Here is a 19,478-nt window from a genome sequence, read left to right as displayed (position 1 = left end):
CACCCTCGAAGAGTTCGAACAACTCGTCGCCGACGCGGTCTCCAAATAGCAGGACGGCGAGAGAATACCTACGGCTTCGAATACCGGATCCCGCCAGGTGCTCGCCCCGAACTGACGGTCGACGACGTCGTCGTTCCGGAGTTCCTCCGCCGGTAGCGCGGAGATTGCCGATAAAGTGCCGATGAGATGCACTACTCACTGTTTAGGGGACGCCATTTATGAACGCCAAAGACCAGCCGGCCGAGGGTCAGCCCACAGAGAAAGAACTCCGCTTTCTGAAAGAAATGGGGATGACGGAGGTTGAACCCGGACGCTGGAGCAGTGGCTGGCAGGGGAGCGACCCTGACATGGACAGCTGGTTTGAGGAGCTCGGCAGTGAAGGTCAAGAGCAGCTGGATCTGTTGACGCGCGCCGGCCGCGTACAGAACGAATTCGACATGGAGCAGTCAAGTTCCGGTGCTGCCGTCAGCGTGCAAAACATCACGGAGGGCCCCTTGGCGGACACACCCCCGTTTGACGATGGGGAACACACCCAGGTTGAGCTGGCGGTTTTCGTCGCCATCAAGGAATCCAGCGTCAAGGATTTCGACAGCATTACAGGGGACACCATCGAAGCAACCCTTAATCGGGTGCGCAAGGAGTACCCGTTGCTGTCGCCGTCAGATGCAATCGCAGTCGCCCTGCGTAAGCTCGGCATTAAGAGCAAAGCCATTCACATCGATGCCCACACGGCAGGGCCTGATGAAGGCCCTGATCCCCGCGATTACCCCGGATTCCGTGCGGTCTTGATGCACTTCTCGGGAGGCCAAAGGTTCTGGCTGGACTGACCTAAGGAAGGCTGTACCAGAGGGACGTAAAAACTGTGCGCAACCCGTTCAAGCCTTCTGCAGGTACTAATCCACCCGAGCTAATTGGCCGATCCGGAGTCCTTGCTACCTTCGAGCGAGGATTGAGCGAGCGTTCCGGCGGGCTGGACGCCACGGTCATCACGGGTGCCCGCGGTATCGGCAAGACTGTCATGCTCGGGGCGGCCGAGGATTTGGCGCGAGGCCGCGGCTGGGGTGTCATCTCGGAGACGGCGACGCAGCGTTTGGCTGGGCGGCTGCAAGAGTGGATACCCCGGCACGCAGAGCCCATGGGCCGGGTTATCACCGTGGATGAGATCCACGCGGTGAACCGCCGCGAACTGATTCAGATCGGTGCCGACCTCGAGAACCTCGCCAATGACGGGCAGCACGTCGCCTTGGTCGTGGCTGGGCTGCCGGCCTTGGTGGACGAACTGCTGTCAGATGAGTCAGCTGCCTTCCTCCGCTCCGCCGACCGAATTGTCCTCCGCAACGTGCCAGTGGACGACGTCGAAGAGTCCTTCGCTAGGACTTTCGCAGGCGGCGGGTTTGAAACGCCCGCGAAGGCTCTCCGCCAGGCAGCCGAGGCCACGGAGGGGTACCCGTACCTGATTCAGCTGGTTGGCTACCACCTGTGGCGTGAAGCAGGGGACGGCCACGGATTGACGGCGGCCACTGCTGCCCGGGCGATCGGACGTGCCCAGGCTCGGATCGCCCGCACGGATCTGACCTGAGCTAGGGGACGAGGCAACTATCGAGACTTGCGGCTGCGATCCCGCCGCGCAGTTCTTTGGACGGTTCGTTCGTTCGTTCCGCTGTGTCGCTGCCCTTTTGTACGCTTCTCGTGCTTCACTCCAAGTTATGGACATCTGGGGCGCCGACACCTGGACAGCTATCGGAACGATTGCTTTGGCGGTGTTTACCTTCTTGCTCGCGGTGTTCACCTTAGGGCTCGCTTTGTTGGCATATTGGGCGGGGAGGCATGCGCGGAGCGCAGCGTTGGAGACCCGCAGCGCGGCATTGGCTGCATGGAGGGGCGTCGAAAGACAAGAGAGCCGGGATTTCGCGGCGCAAGCTGTGCGGATTTACACTTCGCCGGTCAAAATGAGCGGAAACCTCCACCGCATTGAAGACCCACCAGGGTTGGAGGTCGTAAATGGCTCCGATCTGCCAATCTATGACGTTTATGTGTGGATCACAGACCAGGACAGTGGGAACAGTTCGAGGTTCTTTGAGAGGTCGCTGCTGCCCGGGGAGAGAAAGCCGCTCCAGATGTCTTTCAGCGAGCTCACCATCCAGTGGGGGTGGATAGATCACGAAGGAGAGCACATGCCGTACCTCACCCTCCCAGAAGGCGCAAAGAGCGTGTCATTCACTTCATTTCTCAAGTTTCGAGACTGCGGCAACAACCAATGGTGGCAGCGGGATAAGTCTGGGGTTCTATCAACGACTACCGAGCCCGATGATTGACGGGCAACAGGACTTCTGCGAGCGAACGCTGTTGAACCATTCACTGCCTCCGCTGGGGAATGCCCAGCGGGGGCCCCGTTACCCCCAGCCGTGAGCCTTGTGGGCTCACCAGGATTGCTCGAACCGGCTGCGGACTCCGGCAAGGATCCGCTCCGGATCACCCAGATGTTCAATCGGCTTCTCATCGTCGAGGAACCCGGTGGGGGTGACTAGCCAGAGCACTAGGCTCTGCTCGGACCAGTCGGTGTTTTCCGCCAAGCTGACCAGCTCGAGGATGACACGTCGAACCTGGCCGGCCTCGTCGAACTGGAACTCAGGGTAGAGAACCGCGCCGTCGTGCTCGACCTTGAGGAGGCGTTCCGTTTCCCGTCCAGCAGGCTTGCCGCGGAACTCTGCGCTGGTCAGGAACCGATAATCCTTCATCACCTGGCTCCAACGGGCGGCAAGTGCCTGAACGCTGTGCGCCATTTGCGGTGAAGCCTCTTCTGCGTTGGCCATCTGCAGCCTCCTCACGTCCTGCTGTCGACCAAGGCTACTGCTGGAGAGGGACAATGAAACCGTGTGGGCGTTGAAAAGAAACCACCCGCTGAGATTGTCAGCGGGCGGTTCTGTGTTCAGCCGGTGCTTAGGCCCGGTCTGCGGTCGCCTTGAGGACGCGCTGCCGGCGGGTTGAGGCACTGCAATCTTTGAGGCTGAACTGTCCGTGCCCCGGGAGCTGCTTGAAGTCACCGTTCTGGCGGGTGGGCCAGAGGCCTTCGGCACCCTTGTCGGTGAAATACTCGGTGGCGATCGTCTCGCCGAACTCGGTGCGGGTGACAGTCCAGGTGTAGCGGCCGTCCTCGCCGAGGCGGATCGGGGAGACGGTCGCGGTGTTTTCGAGCTGGTGCATGGGGTGTGCCTTCCGTTGTGCCGGGCTTGGCCGGCGGTTTGATCACTCGGTTTGGTGACGCCCCCATGCGTATGGGGAAGGGCTCATCTGGGCCGGCTTTCGGCGCCGGGGCTCGCGCGAGCCCCGGCAGGTTGTTGCGCTTAGCTTGCTACGCGGGCCTCATAGGCCAACATGAGGTTCCACGCTGCCACGGCCTCCTCGCACAGCTCGGCGGTTCCGCGGTTGAATCGGTTGAAGCGGCCGCGGTGGATCAGCTTCAAGGCCTCAACCTGGTCGGCTCCGAGCTTGTTGATGGCCATGCATAGGGCCACGCCGGTGGTCTCCTGCAGGCGCATGCGCTGTGCCTCCGTGGGGACCGTGGACTTCCAGGCGATGCCGTGCATATCGATAGCATCGCGCAGCTGACCGACGGTGCGGAATGCATTCCAGTCCGGAACCTGGGTACCTTCAAGCACCGGGTGGCTGCTATCGCCGCGCCGCAGGTCAATCGTCAGGTTCTTGTCATTGGTGGCGAATTCGCGGGTGTAAGTCATGGTCGGGCCTTTCGGAGATGGTTCTGCGGGGCTGGTTGGGCTGGGGCTGTGAGCCCGGGCGGGGGATGGCTAGGCGGCGAAGAGGCGTACGGCTTGGGCTGCGGCGTAGGACTTCGGGTCATCAAGATCCAGGCCGAAGGCTTCCATCCGCGTAGTCTCGTCCATTTCCAGGAGGGCAATCTCGGCGGCGGCGATGTTGCCCTCGTTGAGGTCGATCAAGGTTTCAGCGATGCCGGTGATGCTGGCGAGGGAGAGGACCCCTTCGTGGCCGTGGGCGAGCTTGATCATGTGGCGGTGCGGATAGCCGCTGAGGTGATGGTCTCCTGCTCGGTCATTGCGGCCATTTTGTGCTCCTATTTCGTACCTGCGGTGTACCTTCAGTCTATATCAAAAGGTATGTAAGCTCCTACCTTATATAGGGGTTGGGGAAGTCACAATAAGGTAACAGATCGGCTACCTTATAGAGGGACACGGAAACCCCGGCCGGCTCAGAAGTCATCGTCCATCGACTCGGCGGTTTGAGCCGCGGCAGAGGCTGCCGGCCCGGTGAACACCGCCACGGCGTCGGCTAGGAAGGCTGTGACCATGGTGGCGTTGGCAGCCGTCTGATTCAGCAACCCCTTCACCTCAGCCTCGGACAGTGCCGTTCGGGCGGCATCCATGAGCTCGGCGAAGGAGCACCGCTGCCCCGGGAAATTCAGGTTGTTCACGAGAACGGGGCCGGACGTCAGGGCCCTGCAAACCACGCATCCTTCCACGGCGCATTCCTCGTCGTGCTTACGCGGGCGGGCCACGTAGTGGGAGATGAACGCGGTATCGACAGCTGGGTAGCCGGCGACTGTCAGCGCTGCGCGCATCGCGTCTTCGACGTGCGCCTCGAGCTGTTCCCGGTTCTCATCGTCCACGAGGCGGGCATCTGGGCAACCGGTAGCTGCCAGATGGATGGTCTCGACGGCGCTGGCATCCCAGCTCTCGGCGCTGACAACGCTCAGGATGGCGGTGCGGATGATGTCCAGGACTGACTCGACGGCCGTGGTGGTGGTTGCAGTGTTCATGGTGTTCCTTCGGTTAGTGCTGCAGGGTTAGTGGCCGGCCAGGCCAAAAGGTGGGGTTAGGCGAGGTCGCAGTAGGGCGAATTGCAGGTTTCGCACCGCGAAGTGCCGAACGGGGTGAACCTCAATCTGTGGTCCACGCTCAGGATCTCGGTAAGCCGGGCGCCCAGTGTGCGTAGTTGATTGGTGACCTTGGGTGGTGTCGTGTCGGTCCGACTCCCGGCCGGCGCGTCCAGCTCAGGAGTCTCGAAGGCTTCGGTGTTTGCGGCGATGAGTTCGGTGGTGCTCATGGTGTGCCTTTCGGTGGTACATCTCAGTGGCTGTCCCTACTCCTATGCCACGTTTGGCTCGACAGCAGTTACAGGTGGGGCGACTGGTGGTGGGGACGCTCAAACAGCCCTGGCGAGACGCCCCGCCAAGGCTGGTGATTAGGCTGCCAGAGCCTGCTCGGCGGCCATCGCCAGCTCGAACTCAGCGGTGGAGGCGGCTGCTTCCAGCGCGTGCTCAGTGGTGGTGGATCCGACAAGGCCGGTGGCGATGAGCTCGGCCACCAGGTCGTGGCGGTCGATCTCGATTGCGTTTTGCACGGCGAGGTCGTTGAGGCGGTTCCAGCTGATGTCGTCGAATCGGCGGGGGTTGGTGCTTTTCGCTGCCACGGTGTCTCCTCTGTTCGTCCTGCGGTGTACCTTCATTCTACCTCTAAAAGGTAGGAAATTCGATACCTTTATGGTGGTCCGATACGTCTCATTTAGGTAACGGTCTCGCTATCTTTTTGAGGGTCAAAAAGTATGAAAACTGCTACCATTAGTGGTATGGATGCACTAGAGAAACAAGACGCCCTGCGTGAATCGAAAGAGCCGGTCCGCGGCGTGGTGGATTCCGAGCGTGCAGCACACCTGCTCGACGTGCCACCAAGGCGCTTCGCGATTTGGTATGCGAAGCGGAACAAGGTCCTTCGTGACGGCGGAGTGCCCACCGGGGTCCTGGCTGCGTTCCCCGATCCGATCGGCTACCTGCACGGCGGTGCGGTCTGGGCCGCCCGCGATATTGAGCGCATGAAGGAGGAGACGGCTGATAGTGTCGGCAGCATGGGTCGCCCGCGCAAGAAGCTCAAGGCTGAGTCCCAGGCGAGCTGACTCCGGGCGACACTCAAGCCCGACGTAAATCGGGCGTTGAGTCGGGTGTTTGCCCGGGTGTAAACTCAGGTGTATGACCGTGAAGCTGGAAAGAGCTGTTGAGGCAGGCGACCTGGTCACTGCCTTCCGGGGCTACGGTGTGAGCCAGGCAGACATCGCCACCATCGCCCGGGTGGACCCGAAGACGGTGTACGCCTGGAAGGCTAAAAGCGCCCGCCCGCGCCCGAACGCATATCTGCGCCTCGACGGGCTAAGGGACGTCGTAGGCATCCTCTCGGACTCGCTCACGCGTAGGGGAGTGGGGCAGTGGCTGCACGCTCCTAACCGGCTCATGGGAGGCAAGAAGCCGCTGGACGCGCTCCGCGAAGGGCAACAGGACCTCGTCGTCCAGGCAGCACGTTCCTTCGTCGACGGATCGTACGTTTGAGTCGGTGGGGCCCGGATGAGCTCGCGAAAATCATCGGATCGCTCCCCACAAAGACCCTCACGGGGGCATGGTGGCACCAAGGCCCCGTCAGTCGGCCCTTCCTTTTCTGCCCGGATCCATCCCGCGGCCCTGGGCGCTATCACCGTACTGGAGGCCCTGGAGCTTGGTATGCGAGCTCCCGCATGCTGGCCAGCTGGTGCGAGCTGTTCCGCCACTTCATGGAGGGGGCATCGGTCGATCCTCTCGAGGTGAGGAGGCGGGCGGGACGGGCGAGGATGTCTGGGCTGAAGGTCGTCGATCTGTGCGACCCTGCAATCCAGGCAGCCCTAGGTGTCATCGCTGACGAGTTGACCGGAGACGATTACGACGTTTGCCAGGACATCGCCGACGCGGCCCGGGGCGCCGGCCTGGATGGGGTCATGGCGCCGAGCGCGGGGCTTCCTGGTTACCGGACTCTCGCTATATTCCCGTCGGCCATCAATCGCGGTCTGGTTGCAGAGGAGCGGAGCCGGGTCCAGGTGCCGCCCATCAACCTGGTGGACGTCTTGGAGCAGGTGCGAGCAACGCCGAGCGGGCGGGCAGGATTCGCCAAGTACAGGCGCCGATTGAGGAGGATGGGGCGAGCTACTCTTCGTCGGCGCTATCGACGTCGTTGACTCACACCAGGTCAAAGGGACATAGAAAAACCTCGGTCTCAAAGCTGCTTGGCTGCTAGCTCCTTCACCCAGTCTGGCGTCTGCTTGCCCAATTTTCTATCCGTCGTACAGCGCAACCTTGCCGCCCACACCCGCACCTCCTCATCAACATCCTTAGGTGCAGGAATTGGCTTGGCTGCTAGCTCTACCACCCAGTCGGGTGTCTCCTTGCCTAGCCGTCTGTCTGTCGTGCACCTCAAGCGGGCGGCCATGATGCGCACACCCTCCTCGTCCCGCTCGCGCTCAGATTTGCGTTTCGCGCGTCGGCCGATCATGCCGCCCACACCGCCGCGTCATTGGCTGCGAGCTGGAGGACCGGCGCAACGTCCCCGCCGTCATGCAGCCACTCAACCACCGATTTGCCGTTCAGCTCTCCAGGAACGGGAGTCACAAGCCACAAGGCCCACGTCCAGCCGTCATCGATGCCGGTGGCGAGCACTTCCAGGACGGCAGGCAAGCCGGGCAGCAGTTCGCCGTCATCCTGAAACTGCCAGACCGGGTATATGAGCTCGCCCTCAGCCCTCTCGCAACCGAGGATCGTCCGCGCCTCGCGCCGCGCCAGGATTTCCTCGCGGGAGACGCCCAGCCAAGTCTTTAGGCCATCCGTGTCATAGAACGGACCAGATCTCTCCGCCATCCTGTTGGGCTGTTCGGTCATAGGTCAATCACCCGTATCTCAGCGGGTTGCCACGGGATCCGGGGTGTCCGGTGCGGCAGCTCTTCGGGCGTCGGTACGCCCTCCCACGCCTCGATGCTGACGGCCGGCGTCGTGCGCCTTAAGGTTTCGATGCCGTCTCTGCGCACATCAAGGACGAAGAGAATCTCTTCGCCGAGCTGCACTCGGGAGAACGCCCGGATCGGGATAGGGGACCCGTCCTGCCTGAGGTCATACACAGCCAGGCGGTCATACTCGGGAGTTGGTGAGGTCATCTGCGCATAACGGGTGAGGAGTGAATCAGCGCCTATCTGCAGGCGGTAGATCGTGCCGCTGGCAGTGCGGATCTTCCAGTCTCCGCGCTCGGTGGGGTGGATGCCCTGGGTCATGGGACCAGCCTACTGGCGGGTGGCGGGGATGAAACCTTCACAGGCACGACGTTTTGGTTACTGCCAGCCCCGCACCTTGGTCGCGGGACGCTTAAACTGCGTCTAGCTCTGGACGGCTCGAGTCCAGGCCATCGCGAAAGCAATGGCCTTATCTCGGCGGGCATTGCTTATCTGCTCGGCCTTGCTTCCAGGGGTGACCTTCGGCGCGTTGAAGATGGCGGCGTGCATCGCAGCCGAGGCTTCCTGGAGGTGGGCATGCTTTTCCTCGTCCGAGAGCCCTTCAGCGTCAATTTCGGGGAGCTGGGATGGGTCGTAGGTGATGACCACTGTTGGAGGGGCAGTCATGGTTGTTCCTTCGGGGTTCTGGTCGGGAGTGCTGTTCACGTTCAAGCCTCTTTCGGTGTGTCTTGCTGGTCGGTCAGGGATTCGGGGCGTGGCGGTTCGTCGCTCTCAACCCAGTCGGTTAGAAAGGTTCTAACCTTGGCCGAGACGTTCGTTCCTTCTTTGGTGGCCTTCGCCGACGCTGCGTTCCACAACTCATCCTTAATTCGGATGGGCCGTTTCTTCGTCCCCTCGCTGCTCATCGGAGCACGCGCTGGTAATCATGTTCTGCCTTTCGCTCGGTGGGTGCATACCCAGTCCATCGGGGGGGTATACCCACCACAAGCCCACCAGGCATCTGTGTTCTAGGCAGCCTGGGGGAGGGCTAAGGCTCCCTCAGCGAAGGCGTGAAAAGTGGCGATGTCGGCTAGTTCGGCCCAGCGTTCCGCGTTGTACTCGTTGGCCTCGAGCCGCTCGCTGTCGGTGTCAAGGTAATCGGTGAGGTCCACCAGAACCTCGTGGGGCTCTGCGCGGTAGACGTAGAAGTCATCGGGGAGGTGCTTCATCTCGACCTGCACGGCGTACTGTGCCAACTCCAGCCAGTAATCGATCCGGGCGCTGGGCAGAATATCTGCCAGGTCAGATGCGAAGCCAAGCATTGAGGCTGCCACTCCGACCATGGAGGGCGGCCCGGCATGGTTCACCAGGTAGGGATCACGAAGGCGGTCAGCGGTCTCCGTCACCGCGATGCGCGCTTCGGCTCCCGGGTCGGTCAGGGATAGGAGGATCTCGGTCAACCGCAGGCTGCGGGGGTTTGCTGCGACGGTGAGGTTCGGGACGGTGGTGAGGGTTTTCAGGTCGGACATGGTCGGACTCTTTCGCTAGCGCCTGGTTTGGTACTAGCCCTATGCGCACCAAAAACGCACGGGTGTCACATTTGTGCTGCGATCCAGAAAAGGATGGGCGTTTGCTGCGGTTAGGGTAGTTACGGCCCGCAGATATTCCAGAGTGGAGAGCCGGGTGAAAAAGAGGAAAAGTGCCACATAGGTACCAAAAGACATTGCTCGTCCTCCCGCTGATCTTCGCGGCCAGCCTGTCCGCATGTGCTGGGGGAGACCCTACGGTGAAGGATGGTGACACTCTCTTTGCCGAGCGAATCGCCGGCGTGCGTGAGCGTGCCGCCGAGGGACTCACCTTCGAGGACTTCAAGAGGTCGTCCATGTCAGCCTGTGATCGCTTCGACGAAGGAGAGCAGAGCATAAACTTCAAAGGCTCTCCCGGCCAGGAGGGTGAGCTGAACGCGATGAAGGAAATCCTTCGCGCTGGAGTAGAAACCTACTGCCCCGCCCACTTAGCCAAGTTTGACTTCGATAACTGACGGCAACGCTTTCGAACGTATGTTCTATATCGTTATTGAGTGGGTCAGAACAAGCGGTACGGCGATTCGTACGTCGACAAGTGGATCGAAGGATGGATCCTCCGTGAGGAACCCATGACCCTTACAGCGGTCGAAGTGGATCTCGATCGGGATCCAGAACGACTCTTCCCGGAGCCACGCCTTTGCCGCGCCTGGATCCGCTATCCGACCAAGGCCGTCCGGGTGCAGGCAAGCGCTATTGCGTGGAACAGCAGGGCGGTAAAAATCCGTTTCCTGGAGCCGGCCATCAAGACGGAGCGGGAGGCTTGGGTGTGGACGAACGCGGTGACTCCGGAGCCCCCCCATTCGCCGTAGCCGTCGTTACGCGCTAGCCCCTACAAGGGGCGCCAGCGACTCATCTGCAGGTGTTCCGATGCGGTAGCGGTATACGGTGTTTTCGTCCTTGACGGTGAACGTCTCGACCCCACCGTGGCTCCAATGCACGACCTTCTGCTCGTAGCGCTCGGCGAGTTTGGTCAGCTCCGCGAAGGCGACGACGTCAGTGACTTCCTGCCCATACGGGATTTCTTTCGGGAAGGCGGCCACCAGGAGTGCCTTGTGGCGGCGGTGGATGGTCGCACTTTCGCTCAGGGGCTCGACCTTGCGGGCCAGCATGTAGGTGACGCCGCCGAGGACTGCAGCCACCAAGAGCATGCCTGCGGAGATCCAGTGGGCCGTCCCTGCCTTGACGTTCAGGCTGTCTGTCCCTATGGTGCGTGGGACCATACGAGGCTCACCGGCAGGGGCAGCTGCGGTATCCGTTACGGCCAGCGACTCCGGCCCGCCGGGAAGAGCGAGCTGCAGGGGAGTGAGCTGAAGTTCGAGGGCGGGCTTGAAATCGGAGTCGGCCGTTGCAACATGCGGGGTGAGTGCGATCGTCACTGTCTCTGACGGCATCCCGGTGACTTCGGCGGCCGCCCGTGCTTTCGCCTCGAGCTCGTCCAGATCCAGCTGGACGGTGCCTTCGTACAGGTTGTCGGTGAAAGATTCCGGGTCCTCAAGAGCCACGGTGGAACGCCACCCGCTCGGAGTGGACAGCTCTGCGTTCACGGTGATGGTCCCGGGTTCGCCCCGGTAGGCGAAGTGGACATCGACGGTGTCGACGACGTTGCGGAACACCGGGTCCGGAGAACTCACGACCGTTCCGTCATAGGCAGCGCTGGGCTCCACATCGGCCATGTAGGAGAAGTCCATCTTCGCTCCGCTTGCGGACGGCGCCGTCGAGGAGTGCTCCATTGGGCCGGTCCAGGCCAGCGCTGCCAGGGTTGCGCCGAGGACGGCAACGAGGGCGGTTACTGCGGCAAGGGTGAGCACCGGTGTCGGGAGCAGCCATAGGGGAGTAGTAGGAGCATTCCTACTACTCCTGCTGTCGAACGCTTTGGCGCTCTTGGCGGCAGTGTGATTCATGGAGGCCTTCTTTCGTTTGCGGCTGCGCCGGGTGGCAGCTCCACTGCCGGTGGCTATTGAGGCGAAAGTGAAAAGGGCCAGCATGGGCGGGCTGGTGAGACTCTTGAGCCAAATACCACCCTGCGGGACCCGGAGCATCAATTTCCCGATGATTTCGTCTTCCCGCGGCTGCTCGGGATCCAGCCAAGAGTTGTTATCCCCCTGGAGGGTGAACCGGCCGTCCTGGGCGTCCACAATCCGGTGCATTACATCGGTCTCCATAGCTTCGCTCCAGTAGAGCACCACGTCACCGACCTGATAGCTTTCCGCGGGGCGAAGTACGGCGAGGTCCCCAGCCTGAAACACAGGCTGCATACTGGCGCCATGGGTGCTGACGTAACTTGTTTGGCCTCCGAGAGTGGTGGGCGCGAAGAACCACAGGATGGCAATGAATGCGACCGCTGCCGCTGGCTTTCCGGTCCAGTTCATGCGTCGCATCTAGGAGCCTGTCTTCTTGGCTGGCTGATATGACCGCAATGGTCTCGAAATCGCGGGTCGAGGTTCAGTTGGTCCAGTCCAGACGCTGAACCAATTGAGGATGGTTCAGACCTAGCTGATGATGACGGCGGTCTTATTCAGGTCGGCTGTCATCATGAGCTCGGCCGGTGTGCAGAAGTATTCGGTCTGGGATCCGTCGAAGAAAGGGAGGGCACCACAGCTGAAGGCGGCCCCGTCGTTGAGGCTCATGGACACATTCGAGGAGGTAGTGTCGCCTTCCAGGCGGAGGTGAATGTAGTCAATCGAGTCTCCCGATGGGCTCAATTCGAAACCGAGGGTGCTGACGGTCCCCCCTGTAACCTCCGTCGAGGCGTAGCCGGCCACCGGGTTGGCGACGCCAGGGGCAAAGGTGTTGCTCGCGGTGAAGGCAGAGCCGACCAGGGTGGTTAGACCCAGAGTAAGGAATGCGATGGTCTTGGTGGACTTGCGCATGATGTTCATTCCTGTTCATTCGATGATCCGGAACCCCCAGCGGACTCCGATCCGGTGAAAGAAGATGTGCCTCCACCTGCTGGCTCAAGCCAATACTCCAAGATTAAAGTAACGACCTCTGTTTTGCAACATTTTCGTTGCAGGGAACCTAGAAACACCTTAATGTCCCGCGTATGAGAGCCTTGAGACGTGAATTTGCCGTGGTTACAAGCGGTGGAAGTCAGTGAGCCCGCGACCGCAGATCCACGATGTGGGTCCTACGAGACGGACGGAAAAGTGGCGGCCTGGTGCAATGGCCATTTCCCTGGAGGCAGAGAGCGCCTAGAAGCTCGACTCAATGTACGACTTGGTCGCCAATGTCCAGCTACGGTGCATGGGGTGACCTGCTCAAGCGAGCCGCATCAAGAGATCGCTGCGGCTCCATGCATGTACGAGCCCGGCCAGGCGCGCCTTCCGAATGCAGACGCGATGACGTGTTGCGCGTTCCGCCCGGTTTTCGGTGTCCGATTAGTTGTCGCGGTGTAGTGGCTCCCAAGGAGGAGGGGCATACGGCGGAGTGTCGTTTTCAGCCGTCAAAAGAGGCGATCATGTCGACTACGCGCTGATATTCGTCGGTCGACGTCCACGCTTCTGCCTCCTGAAGCGTTGCGAAGTGCCTGGTTGTGCCGAATTGAACCACTGCCGAGGGTTGGCCGTTAGGGTTTGCGATCGCGTTGATTACTCCTATCCCGGCGAGCAGGTACGGAGGGAGTTCCGTTGCTGTCTCTTCGGTCGTACGCATGTCCGCCGACACGGCCACCGCGACGGGCTGTGGCCAGCCATATGTGGCGACGTCTGCCGGATAGTCGGTCAAATCCATGGTGACAGTGCGGACGTGGAACGAGGAGGCCCCGCTTCCGCCCGGCCGGCCGGCTGACATAGAACCTGTTCCGGGCTGATGAGTGGTTAGTGCCACGGGCCGAAATTGACCTTGTACGGCGGTTGCACCCCAGACGCTGAAGATACTCAAAGTGGCCACCTTATTTCCTGAGGAGTCGGACACCGTCAGGCCTGGTAAGAATTCGTTTTCGCTCAGCTCAACCACGCTCCAGTCCTTCGGATAGCTGAAGGAGTAGTTGGTGCCCATTTGGGTTCCGTCATACGTTTTTTTCTGAGGCGCCCGTGCACGGATGGCATCCAGCGAGGGCGAGAATTGAAACTGTCTGACGCTGTCCGGCAACGTCGCGTCGCCGATGGCCGAGAAGGCTTTCGTTGACAAGCTGACGGTCTGCACACCCGCTCCCAGAATCGCGAATTTGGAAAGGATTTTCCTCGAGTGCACCGTGATCCACCCGTCGGTCAAATGCGGGTAGCGGTCGGCAAGAACGGTCCGAACACCTCGGTGAACCAAGTCCTTGGATTGCTGGGTTCCCAGGCAGGCCAATGTCCCCCGGAAGCCTTCGACTGCATTGGAGCTTGAGTTTGCAGTGAGCAACGCCTGCCCACAGTCAAGCATCGCCATGGTGGATGAGATGGCGGCGATAGGGCTGTCACCGTCGGCCATTCCACCCAGCTGACTCCACATCAGCCCAGCTGCCGAGTAAAACCACCCTGTCTCCACCTGGATGAGCGGCGGGTTGTCGCCGCCGTAGTACAGGTCTTCCAATGCGCTTCGGCTAAATCCAAAGTGCAATTCACCAAAGGGTTGGATCAGGTATTCCCGCTTGCCGAAAGGGTTTGAAGAGAGCTCGGCGCTGGCGGCCATAGTGGCCAAATCTGTGGGAGAGCCTTGCCAGAGGTCACTCCATGCCCAGTCGGGGTCGATCGCGATCGTGACTTTGGCGGCTGTGTCCCGGTTCATCTTCAGCTTGGCAACGAGAAGGTCAGCGTTGTTCGCGTCCTTGCCACCACACCACAACACTGGAGAGTTGATGTCGTCAAAGTATTGCGGGTCTGCCCAGGAGGGTATCGGTTGATCGCATGTCACCCCGCTGGACGCGGCGTTCCCGGTCACCTGTCCGATGGCGTTGAAGAGGTAATCGAAGAATCCGTACTGGGAGAAATGTGTGACCTCGGCAGTCACAGTGCGCCGGTCCTCGGAAAGGACAGCTTCCACTGGGTCCCATCGCTTGCTGGTCTCATTCCAATGAGCGATTGCTGCCCCCCTGTCTTCGGCCAGCGGTTCGTCCAAGGTGAATGAAATCTCTGCGCCGCCAGCAGGGAAATCGGCTCCCTCAACGCTGTAATCCGCAAGCGCCCTGAGCGTTGTATCAACGGGAAATACCGCAGTCTGTTCATTGTCTGGGCCCGCCGGTTCAACATGGGCCGTTAGATCTGGATTGTCGGGGAAGGACGCAGCGGCAGACCAGCCCTCTCCGGTGGCTAGGTCTTTGGTGGCTGTTCCAATCGCGGTTTCTTGAGGCGAAGACCAGGGAGCCCAGACGGCCAGCCCGGCGACCAGCGCCGCTGACGTCAATAACGCCAACACCAACAGCCATTTTTTCATGTGTCCCCCTCAGGCCATGACCGGCAAGGCGCCAGTACCTCAATTATGAGGTCGCGCGTCAATACCCAAGCTGTTGCTTTCCAACCACTACGGCATCCGATGCGACATGCGCATCGTCACGATAGTCAAACGATCTATTGACCTTCGCCTGCACCGTCAATAGCATGAACCCACTATCGCCAACCGGTGCGATGTGGGGCGTATTGGGGTGGCGGTGAATCGCAACAATGTCGGCGGGCTATACGGACGCGACGCGGAGTTGGCGCTGATCAATAGGACGCTCGAGCGCGTCAGTGGACGAGAAGTCGGTCCCGCAGGGGCAATGATCATGCTTAACGGCGCCAGTGGAGCCGGGAAATCTGCACTTGCCGAGGCTGTGCTAGCGGCAGCGGAGCAACTGGGGTATCAGTGCGTTCGTACGGCATGTGAACCCTTCCATGAAGGGATGAGCTATTTCCCTGTGCGGGAGCTCGTGCGGCAGCTCGCAGCCGGCCGTCCCGTGGGAGAGGTTATCGCCGCGCAGTTCGGCGCCGGCTCTGCCGAAGTCGAGATGGCGTCGGTAAGCGAATCTATGTCTGCTGACCCGTCAAGCCGCCGAGAGGCCATCGTCGCCACGTTTACCAACGTGATCATGGGCAAATATCGTCAGCCTAGTTCCTCACCTACTCTGCTTTTCATCGACGACCTCGAACACCTAGACGTCGGTAGCGCTGATGCACTGATCTGCTTGGTCTCGCGACTCAGCGAAGGTCCAGTTGTCATTCTCGGGGCGTTCCGTTCCGACCGGGTGGCGGAGCCCGCGCACCCTGTCCGTCCCCTGATCGCATCAGCGCGACGTCAGGAAGGGATCTACCAGAGTCACGAGATCAGAGGCTTCGATAGCGCAGGATTCAAGGCGCTCGTGGAGTCGCTGCTCGGCGGTCCCACCAACTTGCCGGAAGTGGTTACGAACAAGCTCTACGAAGAAACAGAAGGCAATCCCCTCTTCACCCGTGAGCTAATCCGAATGCTTTGCTCTCCTGACCCGAGGTCCGGACGTGTGTCGTTGAGTCAAAGTGACGGTGTCTGGGCATTCGAGGGGGACATCGGGTCATGGGACATCCCCGATTCTGTGGAAGAGGTCATCGCTTCTCGTTTGAACCTGCTCGACGTCGAGGAACGCCACGAGCTCGAACTCGCTGCCGTAGTCGGGCGGCGATTCGCCTTCGCTGTGCTCCATGGGCTGATGGAGGCGGGCGAGGATGAACTCCTACAGGATCTGGAGAAATTCCTTGGCGTCGACCTGATCCGAGAGCTCCAGACAAGTGAGGAAGCCTTTGAGTTCTCGCACGGGAAAATCCGCGATGTGCTGTACTCGCAACTTAGTGGGTTGCGTAAGCGACGCCTTCACGCTCAGGTCGCCGAGGTTATTTCCAACTTGCGCTCTAGCTCAAACGAGGACTGGGACGCGTTAATCGGTGAGCACCTGTACCTGGCCGCTAAGCACGCCAAAGCCTTCCCCTACCTCCTCCGGGCGGCACGCAACGCGCAGGCCACGGGAGCGTCATCCGAGGCCGCCCTCCTGTTCAGTAAAGTGCTGGAGTGCTCCGACGGAGTAGTGTTCGACGGGAACGACTCAAGGGCTTCAATCCGGCTCGAACTCGTGAGCGCGTATATAAGCGCGAGTCAGATTGCAGATGCAGGGCGGCTGCTCGCGCAGCTGACTGGTGCAGAAAATCCTCCTTCAACCCGAGCGATCGCACTCAATATGTTGGGCGATGTGCTCCTGTTTGAGGGCGAAGTCGATCAGGCGCTCGAAGCCTACGAAGGGAGTCGACGGCTCGCGGAAGCGCTTGACGACGCTGAGGCCCTCTGCGAAGTGCTGTGCGATCTGGCCGAGCTGCACGGACGCCAGTACGAACAACAGGCGGGTATCGCACCAACCAGTGCCGAAAGTCATCGGATCCAGTATGTGGCAAACGTCGATGAAGCATTTTCAATGCACGCTGACCTCGCGCCTGGACCCTTGCGGGCGCGGGCATTGCGCAATAAGGCGAAGCTGTCGCGAGTGTCGGGCGACCTCTCTGTGGCGGAGCGCCTCTACCGCCAGGCTATCGACACTGTGGACAGTCGCGTGGCGAGCCACCGATTCCTAATCCCCTATGCGAAGACGCTGCGACGGGCGGGCAAGGCGGACGAGGCGCTCGGGCATATCGAGCGCGTGATTTCGTGGAGCGCTCAGGTCGGTTCAGTTCGTTCGCAAGCAATCGGCTGGCAGTACAAGGCGACGTTCCTCATGACCCTGGCCCGGGATGAGAAGTCGTTCTCTGAAGCGAATCTCACAGCGGAGCGCGCCCTGCGCGGACACCAATCAATTGGCTACGCGCAGGGTATTCGCGAGACCGGAATTGTGCTCGGAGAAATTGCGCTGAGAACCGGTGATCTCGAGCGGGCACTCGAGTGGTTCGCTTCCGCCACAGTTGCAGGCGGTCTCGATCGCACTGATCTGCTGGAGGCGATCGCCATTGAACTCGACGCTAACGGAGAGGAAGATCGGGCGGCCCTGATACGCGACGCAATTGAGGCCGAGGCAGCCACCGCATGAAGCGACGCTGGTTGAGGCTGCGTTCGACGAGCCTACCCGCGGTCGTTGTCATAGCCGTCATATTCATAGCCGGCATGACGATGTGGGCCCTTGGCCCCTCAGAAGGGAACAAGTACTCAGACTTGGGCATCAACCTCGGTGTCGGCGCAGTTCTAGGCGTTTCTGTTCTGTATCTCGAGGCGCTGTTCCACCGAACTGAAGCGGAAAGAGAGCGCCGCGTCGCCGAGGAGCAACGGTTCGTGCAGACCCTGATCGCAGCTTCGGACCTCACCGAGATCCGCGTTGCGGGAAGGAGCTTGGCTGGCATTGTCCTTGCCAAGCGTGATTTGAGCGGCGGTGACCTCTCTTCGACCGAGTTGACTCGCGCGGATCTGCGAAAATCAGATCTTTCGCGGGTTGATCTAAGTGGCTCTAAAGCAATCGGTCTGAATCTGCACGGGGCAACCGTCGACGGGCTCAAGGCGCGACGTGTGGACTGGGCTACAGCGAATCTCGCACGCTTGGCCGGTTCAGATGCTGACTTCACCGATGCCCGAATCGTCGACTCATCTTTTCCGGATGTCCGACTTCCGCGAGCCCTGCTCGACGGCGCAGATCTAGAGGGAGCCGATCTACGACGCGCCGACCTCTCGGACTGCAAAGGCACCGCGGTCGTATTTCGTGGGGCTGACCTGCGTGCCGCCAGTTTACGTGGTGGTCGGCTGAAAGACGCCGACCTGCGCAACGCGGATCTGCGCGCCGCCGACCTGCGGAACGCGACAATTGAAACCCCAGATTTGCGGGGTGCTGATCTTCGCGACTGCAACGTTGAAGGGCTAATTCTGCGCGATCCGAACGTGGATGACCGAACCCGGCTACCCATTCTGCCCCCCACCTGAATCAAACAGCCCGTCCACGAGGAGACATCATGGCCATGTTTTGCACCGACATCGACGGTACATTGCTCAATCCGGACCGCACGTTATCGCTGCGCACGATCGAGGCCATTCGAGCGATTCGTGCGGCAGGGCACGCTTTCGTGCTCTGTTCTTCGCGTATGCCGGAGTCCATGCGCATCCTCGAACGGTTGTACGAAGGTGTCGATGAGCCACTAATCGCCTACAACGGTGGACTGGTGCTCTCTCGCGGGGGCACGATCGTGCACGACGTAGCGATCGCCCCGGACCACACCCGGAGAATAGCTGAATACTGCTCGGACGCAAACCTGCATGCGAGCTTTTTTGCTGGCGAGAACTGGCATGTCTGGGGTGACGACCGTTGGACGGCGCGGGAGATCAACAACACCGGGGTACGTCCGCACCCAATGCCGTCCAAGACATATGTCTCCTCAGGTCAAGTCGATGTGAATCCGCCGCACAAGGTGATGTGCATGGGCGAGGAGTCGCTGGTAGACGGTATCGAGGAGCTCCTAAGCACCGAGCCTGGCGTCGTCACCTACCGGTCGAAAGACACCTATCTCGAGATTGCTAACTCGGCCTGTTCGAAAGGGCTTGGCGTCGAGGCTGCCGCGGAAGAACTTGGCTACGCCAAGTCGGACTGCTACTTCTTCGGCGACAATTACAACGACATTCCGGCTTTCGCGGCAGTGGGAACGTCTATCGCGGTGGCGAACAGCAAGCAGGCCGTCCTCGACGTGGCGACTGTCACTACCGCTCGCCACCACGATGATGGTGTTGCCGCATACCTTGAGACATGGCTGGCCGCCGCCGAAGCGTAACTGCTATGTACGGATGAGTTGCTCGGCCCGACCACTTCGTTAGCTCGTACGGCGGTAAGGAATACTCCGGCGGCTCTACCGAGATTCTCTCGATGGACGTTGAATCTATCTTCGCCGGTAGTTACGGCGGACTGATCGGTGTCAGCGCTTACGAGCCAGACCTCGAGATGAGGAACTTCATCCTTGGCACACTGGCCACAGCCGGGGCCCGACGGAGTTAGCGGATGACAGGAGGTGAGGGCCTCCTTCACTGGTGGCGCTCATCAGCTCAGCTGTGAGCTCCCTGTTCGTGGGCCCGGATTGCCTCGATAACAGGCTTTGCCCCCTCCAGGCGGTAAACGTCGATGGGACGCGCGCCCAAGTGCGCATTATTTCCCTCCAGCCAGAGGCGGGCCTGCTCCGGCGTAAATGCCCTGAGCAGCACCACTGCGGTCACCTCATCCGAAGACTCTCCGCCTATCTCAATGGCACAAAGTTGCTCCCGAGT

Annotated in this window: 27 protein-coding genes; 12 read left to right on the top strand and 15 right to left on the bottom strand. The window is 60.9% G+C overall.

Annotated features, from left to right (window positions below; all coding sequences use genetic code 11):
- Positions 1-192 (bottom strand): hypothetical protein (locus ASH00_RS17085; protein ID WP_235563359.1); only part of this gene is annotated, 192 nt, incomplete at its 3' end.
- Between the two features lie 98 nt (positions 193-290).
- Between ASH00_RS17085 and ASH00_RS16245 the strand changes: the two genes are divergently transcribed.
- The 3 genes from ASH00_RS16245 to ASH00_RS16235 all read left to right on the top strand — a co-directional run bounded on the left by ASH00_RS16245 (position 291) and on the right by ASH00_RS16235 (position 2,315).
- Entirely contained in the window at positions 291-827 is a 537-nt protein-coding gene (locus ASH00_RS16245) for a hypothetical protein (protein WP_157359195.1), read from the top strand.
- A 122-nt stretch (positions 828-949) separates the two neighbouring features.
- Positions 950-1,579, top strand: coding sequence for a hypothetical protein (locus ASH00_RS16240; protein ID WP_157359194.1), 630 nt, complete (start codon positions 950-952; stop codon positions 1,577-1,579).
- 127 nt (positions 1,580-1,706) lie between these two features.
- The gene (locus ASH00_RS16235; protein ID WP_056550509.1) at positions 1,707-2,315 is read left to right on the top strand and encodes a hypothetical protein; all 609 of its coding nucleotides are present in this window, start codon (positions 1,707-1,709) and stop codon (positions 2,313-2,315) included.
- Positions 2,316-2,420: 105 nt separating this feature from the next.
- On the opposite strand, the gene ASH00_RS16230 is transcribed toward ASH00_RS16235, so the two are convergent.
- From ASH00_RS16230 to ASH00_RS16200, 7 genes are all read right to left on the bottom strand, one after another.
- Entirely contained in the window at positions 2,421-2,813 is a 393-nt protein-coding gene (locus ASH00_RS16230) for a hypothetical protein (protein ID WP_056550506.1), read from the bottom strand.
- 127 nt (positions 2,814-2,940) lie between these two features.
- A complete protein-coding gene (locus tag ASH00_RS16225) occupies positions 2,941-3,204 on the bottom strand; it encodes a hypothetical protein (protein ID WP_056550504.1) in 264 nt (87 codons plus the stop codon).
- A 140-nt stretch (positions 3,205-3,344) separates the two neighbouring features.
- On the bottom strand, positions 3,345-3,737 hold the full coding sequence (locus tag ASH00_RS16220) for a hypothetical protein (RefSeq protein WP_056550502.1): 393 nt from the start codon (positions 3,735-3,737) through the stop codon (positions 3,345-3,347).
- A gap of 69 nt (positions 3,738-3,806) precedes the next feature.
- Positions 3,807-4,025, bottom strand: coding sequence for a hypothetical protein (locus ASH00_RS16215; RefSeq protein WP_056550500.1), 219 nt, complete (start codon positions 4,023-4,025; stop codon positions 3,807-3,809).
- A 200-nt stretch (positions 4,026-4,225) separates the two neighbouring features.
- Positions 4,226-4,792, bottom strand: coding sequence for a hypothetical protein (locus ASH00_RS16210; RefSeq protein WP_056550498.1), 567 nt, complete (start codon positions 4,790-4,792; stop codon positions 4,226-4,228).
- A 56-nt stretch (positions 4,793-4,848) separates the two neighbouring features.
- Positions 4,849-5,079, bottom strand: coding sequence for a hypothetical protein (locus ASH00_RS16205; RefSeq protein ID WP_056550494.1), 231 nt, complete (start codon positions 5,077-5,079; stop codon positions 4,849-4,851).
- Between the two features lie 138 nt (positions 5,080-5,217).
- Positions 5,218-5,445 carry a hypothetical protein gene (locus tag ASH00_RS16200; RefSeq protein WP_056550493.1) on the bottom strand — a complete coding sequence of 76 codons (228 nt, stop codon included), beginning with the start codon at positions 5,443-5,445 and terminating at the stop codon, positions 5,218-5,220.
- Positions 5,446-5,601: 156 nt separating this feature from the next.
- Here ASH00_RS16200 and ASH00_RS16195 point away from each other — a divergent pair, with 156 nt between their 5' ends.
- The 3 genes from ASH00_RS16195 (at position 5,602) to ASH00_RS16185 (ending at position 7,008) form a co-directional block, all read left to right on the top strand.
- Positions 5,602-5,925 (top strand): hypothetical protein, encoded by a 324-nt coding sequence (locus ASH00_RS16195; protein WP_056550492.1) that lies wholly within the window; start codon positions 5,602-5,604, stop codon positions 5,923-5,925.
- Between the two features lie 73 nt (positions 5,926-5,998).
- Entirely contained in the window at positions 5,999-6,352 is a 354-nt protein-coding gene (locus ASH00_RS16190) for an antitoxin Xre/MbcA/ParS toxin-binding domain-containing protein (RefSeq protein ID WP_056550489.1), read from the top strand.
- Positions 6,349-7,008 carry an RES family NAD+ phosphorylase gene (locus ASH00_RS16185; protein ID WP_162252872.1) on the top strand — a complete coding sequence of 220 codons (660 nt, stop codon included), beginning with the start codon at positions 6,349-6,351 and terminating at the stop codon, positions 7,006-7,008. Before ASH00_RS16190 ends, ASH00_RS16185 begins: the two co-directional genes overlap by 4 nt.
- A gap of 310 nt (positions 7,009-7,318) precedes the next feature.
- Here the strand turns inward: ASH00_RS16185 and ASH00_RS16175 are convergent, their stop codons facing one another.
- The 4 genes from ASH00_RS16175 to ASH00_RS16155 all read right to left on the bottom strand — a co-directional run bounded on the left by ASH00_RS16175 (position 7,319) and on the right by ASH00_RS16155 (position 9,278).
- Positions 7,319-7,705 carry a hypothetical protein gene (locus ASH00_RS16175; protein WP_056550486.1) on the bottom strand — a complete coding sequence of 129 codons (387 nt, stop codon included), beginning with the start codon at positions 7,703-7,705 and terminating at the stop codon, positions 7,319-7,321.
- On the bottom strand, positions 7,702-8,091 hold the full coding sequence (locus ASH00_RS16170; RefSeq protein ID WP_056550484.1) for a hypothetical protein: 390 nt from the start codon (positions 8,089-8,091) through the stop codon (positions 7,702-7,704). The genes ASH00_RS16175 and ASH00_RS16170 overlap by 4 nt, the downstream gene beginning before the upstream one ends.
- 102 nt (positions 8,092-8,193) lie before the next feature.
- A complete protein-coding gene (locus ASH00_RS16165; RefSeq protein WP_056550482.1) occupies positions 8,194-8,436 on the bottom strand; it encodes a hypothetical protein in 243 nt (80 codons plus the stop codon).
- A gap of 341 nt (positions 8,437-8,777) precedes the next feature.
- Positions 8,778-9,278, bottom strand: coding sequence for a hypothetical protein (locus ASH00_RS16155; RefSeq protein ID WP_056550475.1), 501 nt, complete (start codon positions 9,276-9,278; stop codon positions 8,778-8,780).
- 257 nt (positions 9,279-9,535) lie between these two features.
- Between ASH00_RS16155 and ASH00_RS16150 the strand changes: the two genes are divergently transcribed.
- Together ASH00_RS16150 and ASH00_RS16145 are read left to right on the top strand one after the other, a co-directional pair.
- A complete protein-coding gene (locus ASH00_RS16150) occupies positions 9,536-9,790 on the top strand; it encodes a hypothetical protein (RefSeq protein ID WP_157359193.1) in 255 nt (84 codons plus the stop codon).
- 39 nt (positions 9,791-9,829) lie between these two features.
- Positions 9,830-10,144, top strand: coding sequence for a hypothetical protein (locus ASH00_RS16145; RefSeq protein ID WP_056550472.1), 315 nt, complete (start codon positions 9,830-9,832; stop codon positions 10,142-10,144).
- Positions 10,145-10,150: 6 nt separating this feature from the next.
- Here the strand turns inward: ASH00_RS16145 and ASH00_RS16140 are convergent, their stop codons facing one another.
- From ASH00_RS16140 to ASH00_RS16130, 3 genes are all read right to left on the bottom strand, one after another.
- Positions 10,151-11,713 (bottom strand): signal peptidase I, encoded by a 1,563-nt coding sequence (locus tag ASH00_RS16140; RefSeq protein ID WP_082566221.1) that lies wholly within the window; start codon positions 11,711-11,713, stop codon positions 10,151-10,153.
- A gap of 111 nt (positions 11,714-11,824) precedes the next feature.
- The gene (locus ASH00_RS16135) at positions 11,825-12,214 is read right to left on the bottom strand and encodes a hypothetical protein (protein ID WP_056550470.1); all 390 of its coding nucleotides are present in this window, start codon (positions 12,212-12,214) and stop codon (positions 11,825-11,827) included.
- Between the two features lie 556 nt (positions 12,215-12,770).
- Positions 12,771-14,690 carry a hypothetical protein gene (locus tag ASH00_RS16130; RefSeq protein ID WP_056550468.1) on the bottom strand — a complete coding sequence of 640 codons (1,920 nt, stop codon included), beginning with the start codon at positions 14,688-14,690 and terminating at the stop codon, positions 12,771-12,773.
- A 193-nt stretch (positions 14,691-14,883) separates the two neighbouring features.
- Between ASH00_RS16130 and ASH00_RS16125 the strand changes: the two genes are divergently transcribed.
- From ASH00_RS16125 to ASH00_RS17130, 4 genes are all read left to right on the top strand, one after another.
- Positions 14,884-17,274 carry an ATP-binding protein gene (locus ASH00_RS16125; protein WP_056550466.1) on the top strand — a complete coding sequence of 797 codons (2,391 nt, stop codon included), beginning with the start codon at positions 14,884-14,886 and terminating at the stop codon, positions 17,272-17,274.
- A 122-nt stretch (positions 17,275-17,396) separates the two neighbouring features.
- The gene (locus ASH00_RS16120; protein ID WP_056550465.1) at positions 17,397-18,152 is read left to right on the top strand and encodes a pentapeptide repeat-containing protein; all 756 of its coding nucleotides are present in this window, start codon (positions 17,397-17,399) and stop codon (positions 18,150-18,152) included.
- Positions 18,153-18,181: 29 nt separating this feature from the next.
- Positions 18,182-18,991, top strand: coding sequence for a Cof-type HAD-IIB family hydrolase (locus ASH00_RS16115; RefSeq protein ID WP_056550464.1), 810 nt, complete (start codon positions 18,182-18,184; stop codon positions 18,989-18,991).
- 92 nt (positions 18,992-19,083) lie between these two features.
- The gene (locus ASH00_RS17130; RefSeq protein WP_268760535.1) at positions 19,084-19,212 is read left to right on the top strand and encodes a hypothetical protein; all 129 of its coding nucleotides are present in this window, start codon (positions 19,084-19,086) and stop codon (positions 19,210-19,212) included.
- Positions 19,213-19,478 lie beyond the last annotated feature (266 nt).

Origin of the sequence: Arthrobacter sp. Soil782 (assembly GCF_001428435.1) — a bacterium.
Classification (GTDB): Bacteria; Actinomycetota; Actinomycetes; order Actinomycetales; family Micrococcaceae; genus Arthrobacter_D; species Arthrobacter_D parietis.
Note: the sequence above shows the minus strand (reverse complement) of the source record. Positions and strands in the feature narration are given on the sequence as shown.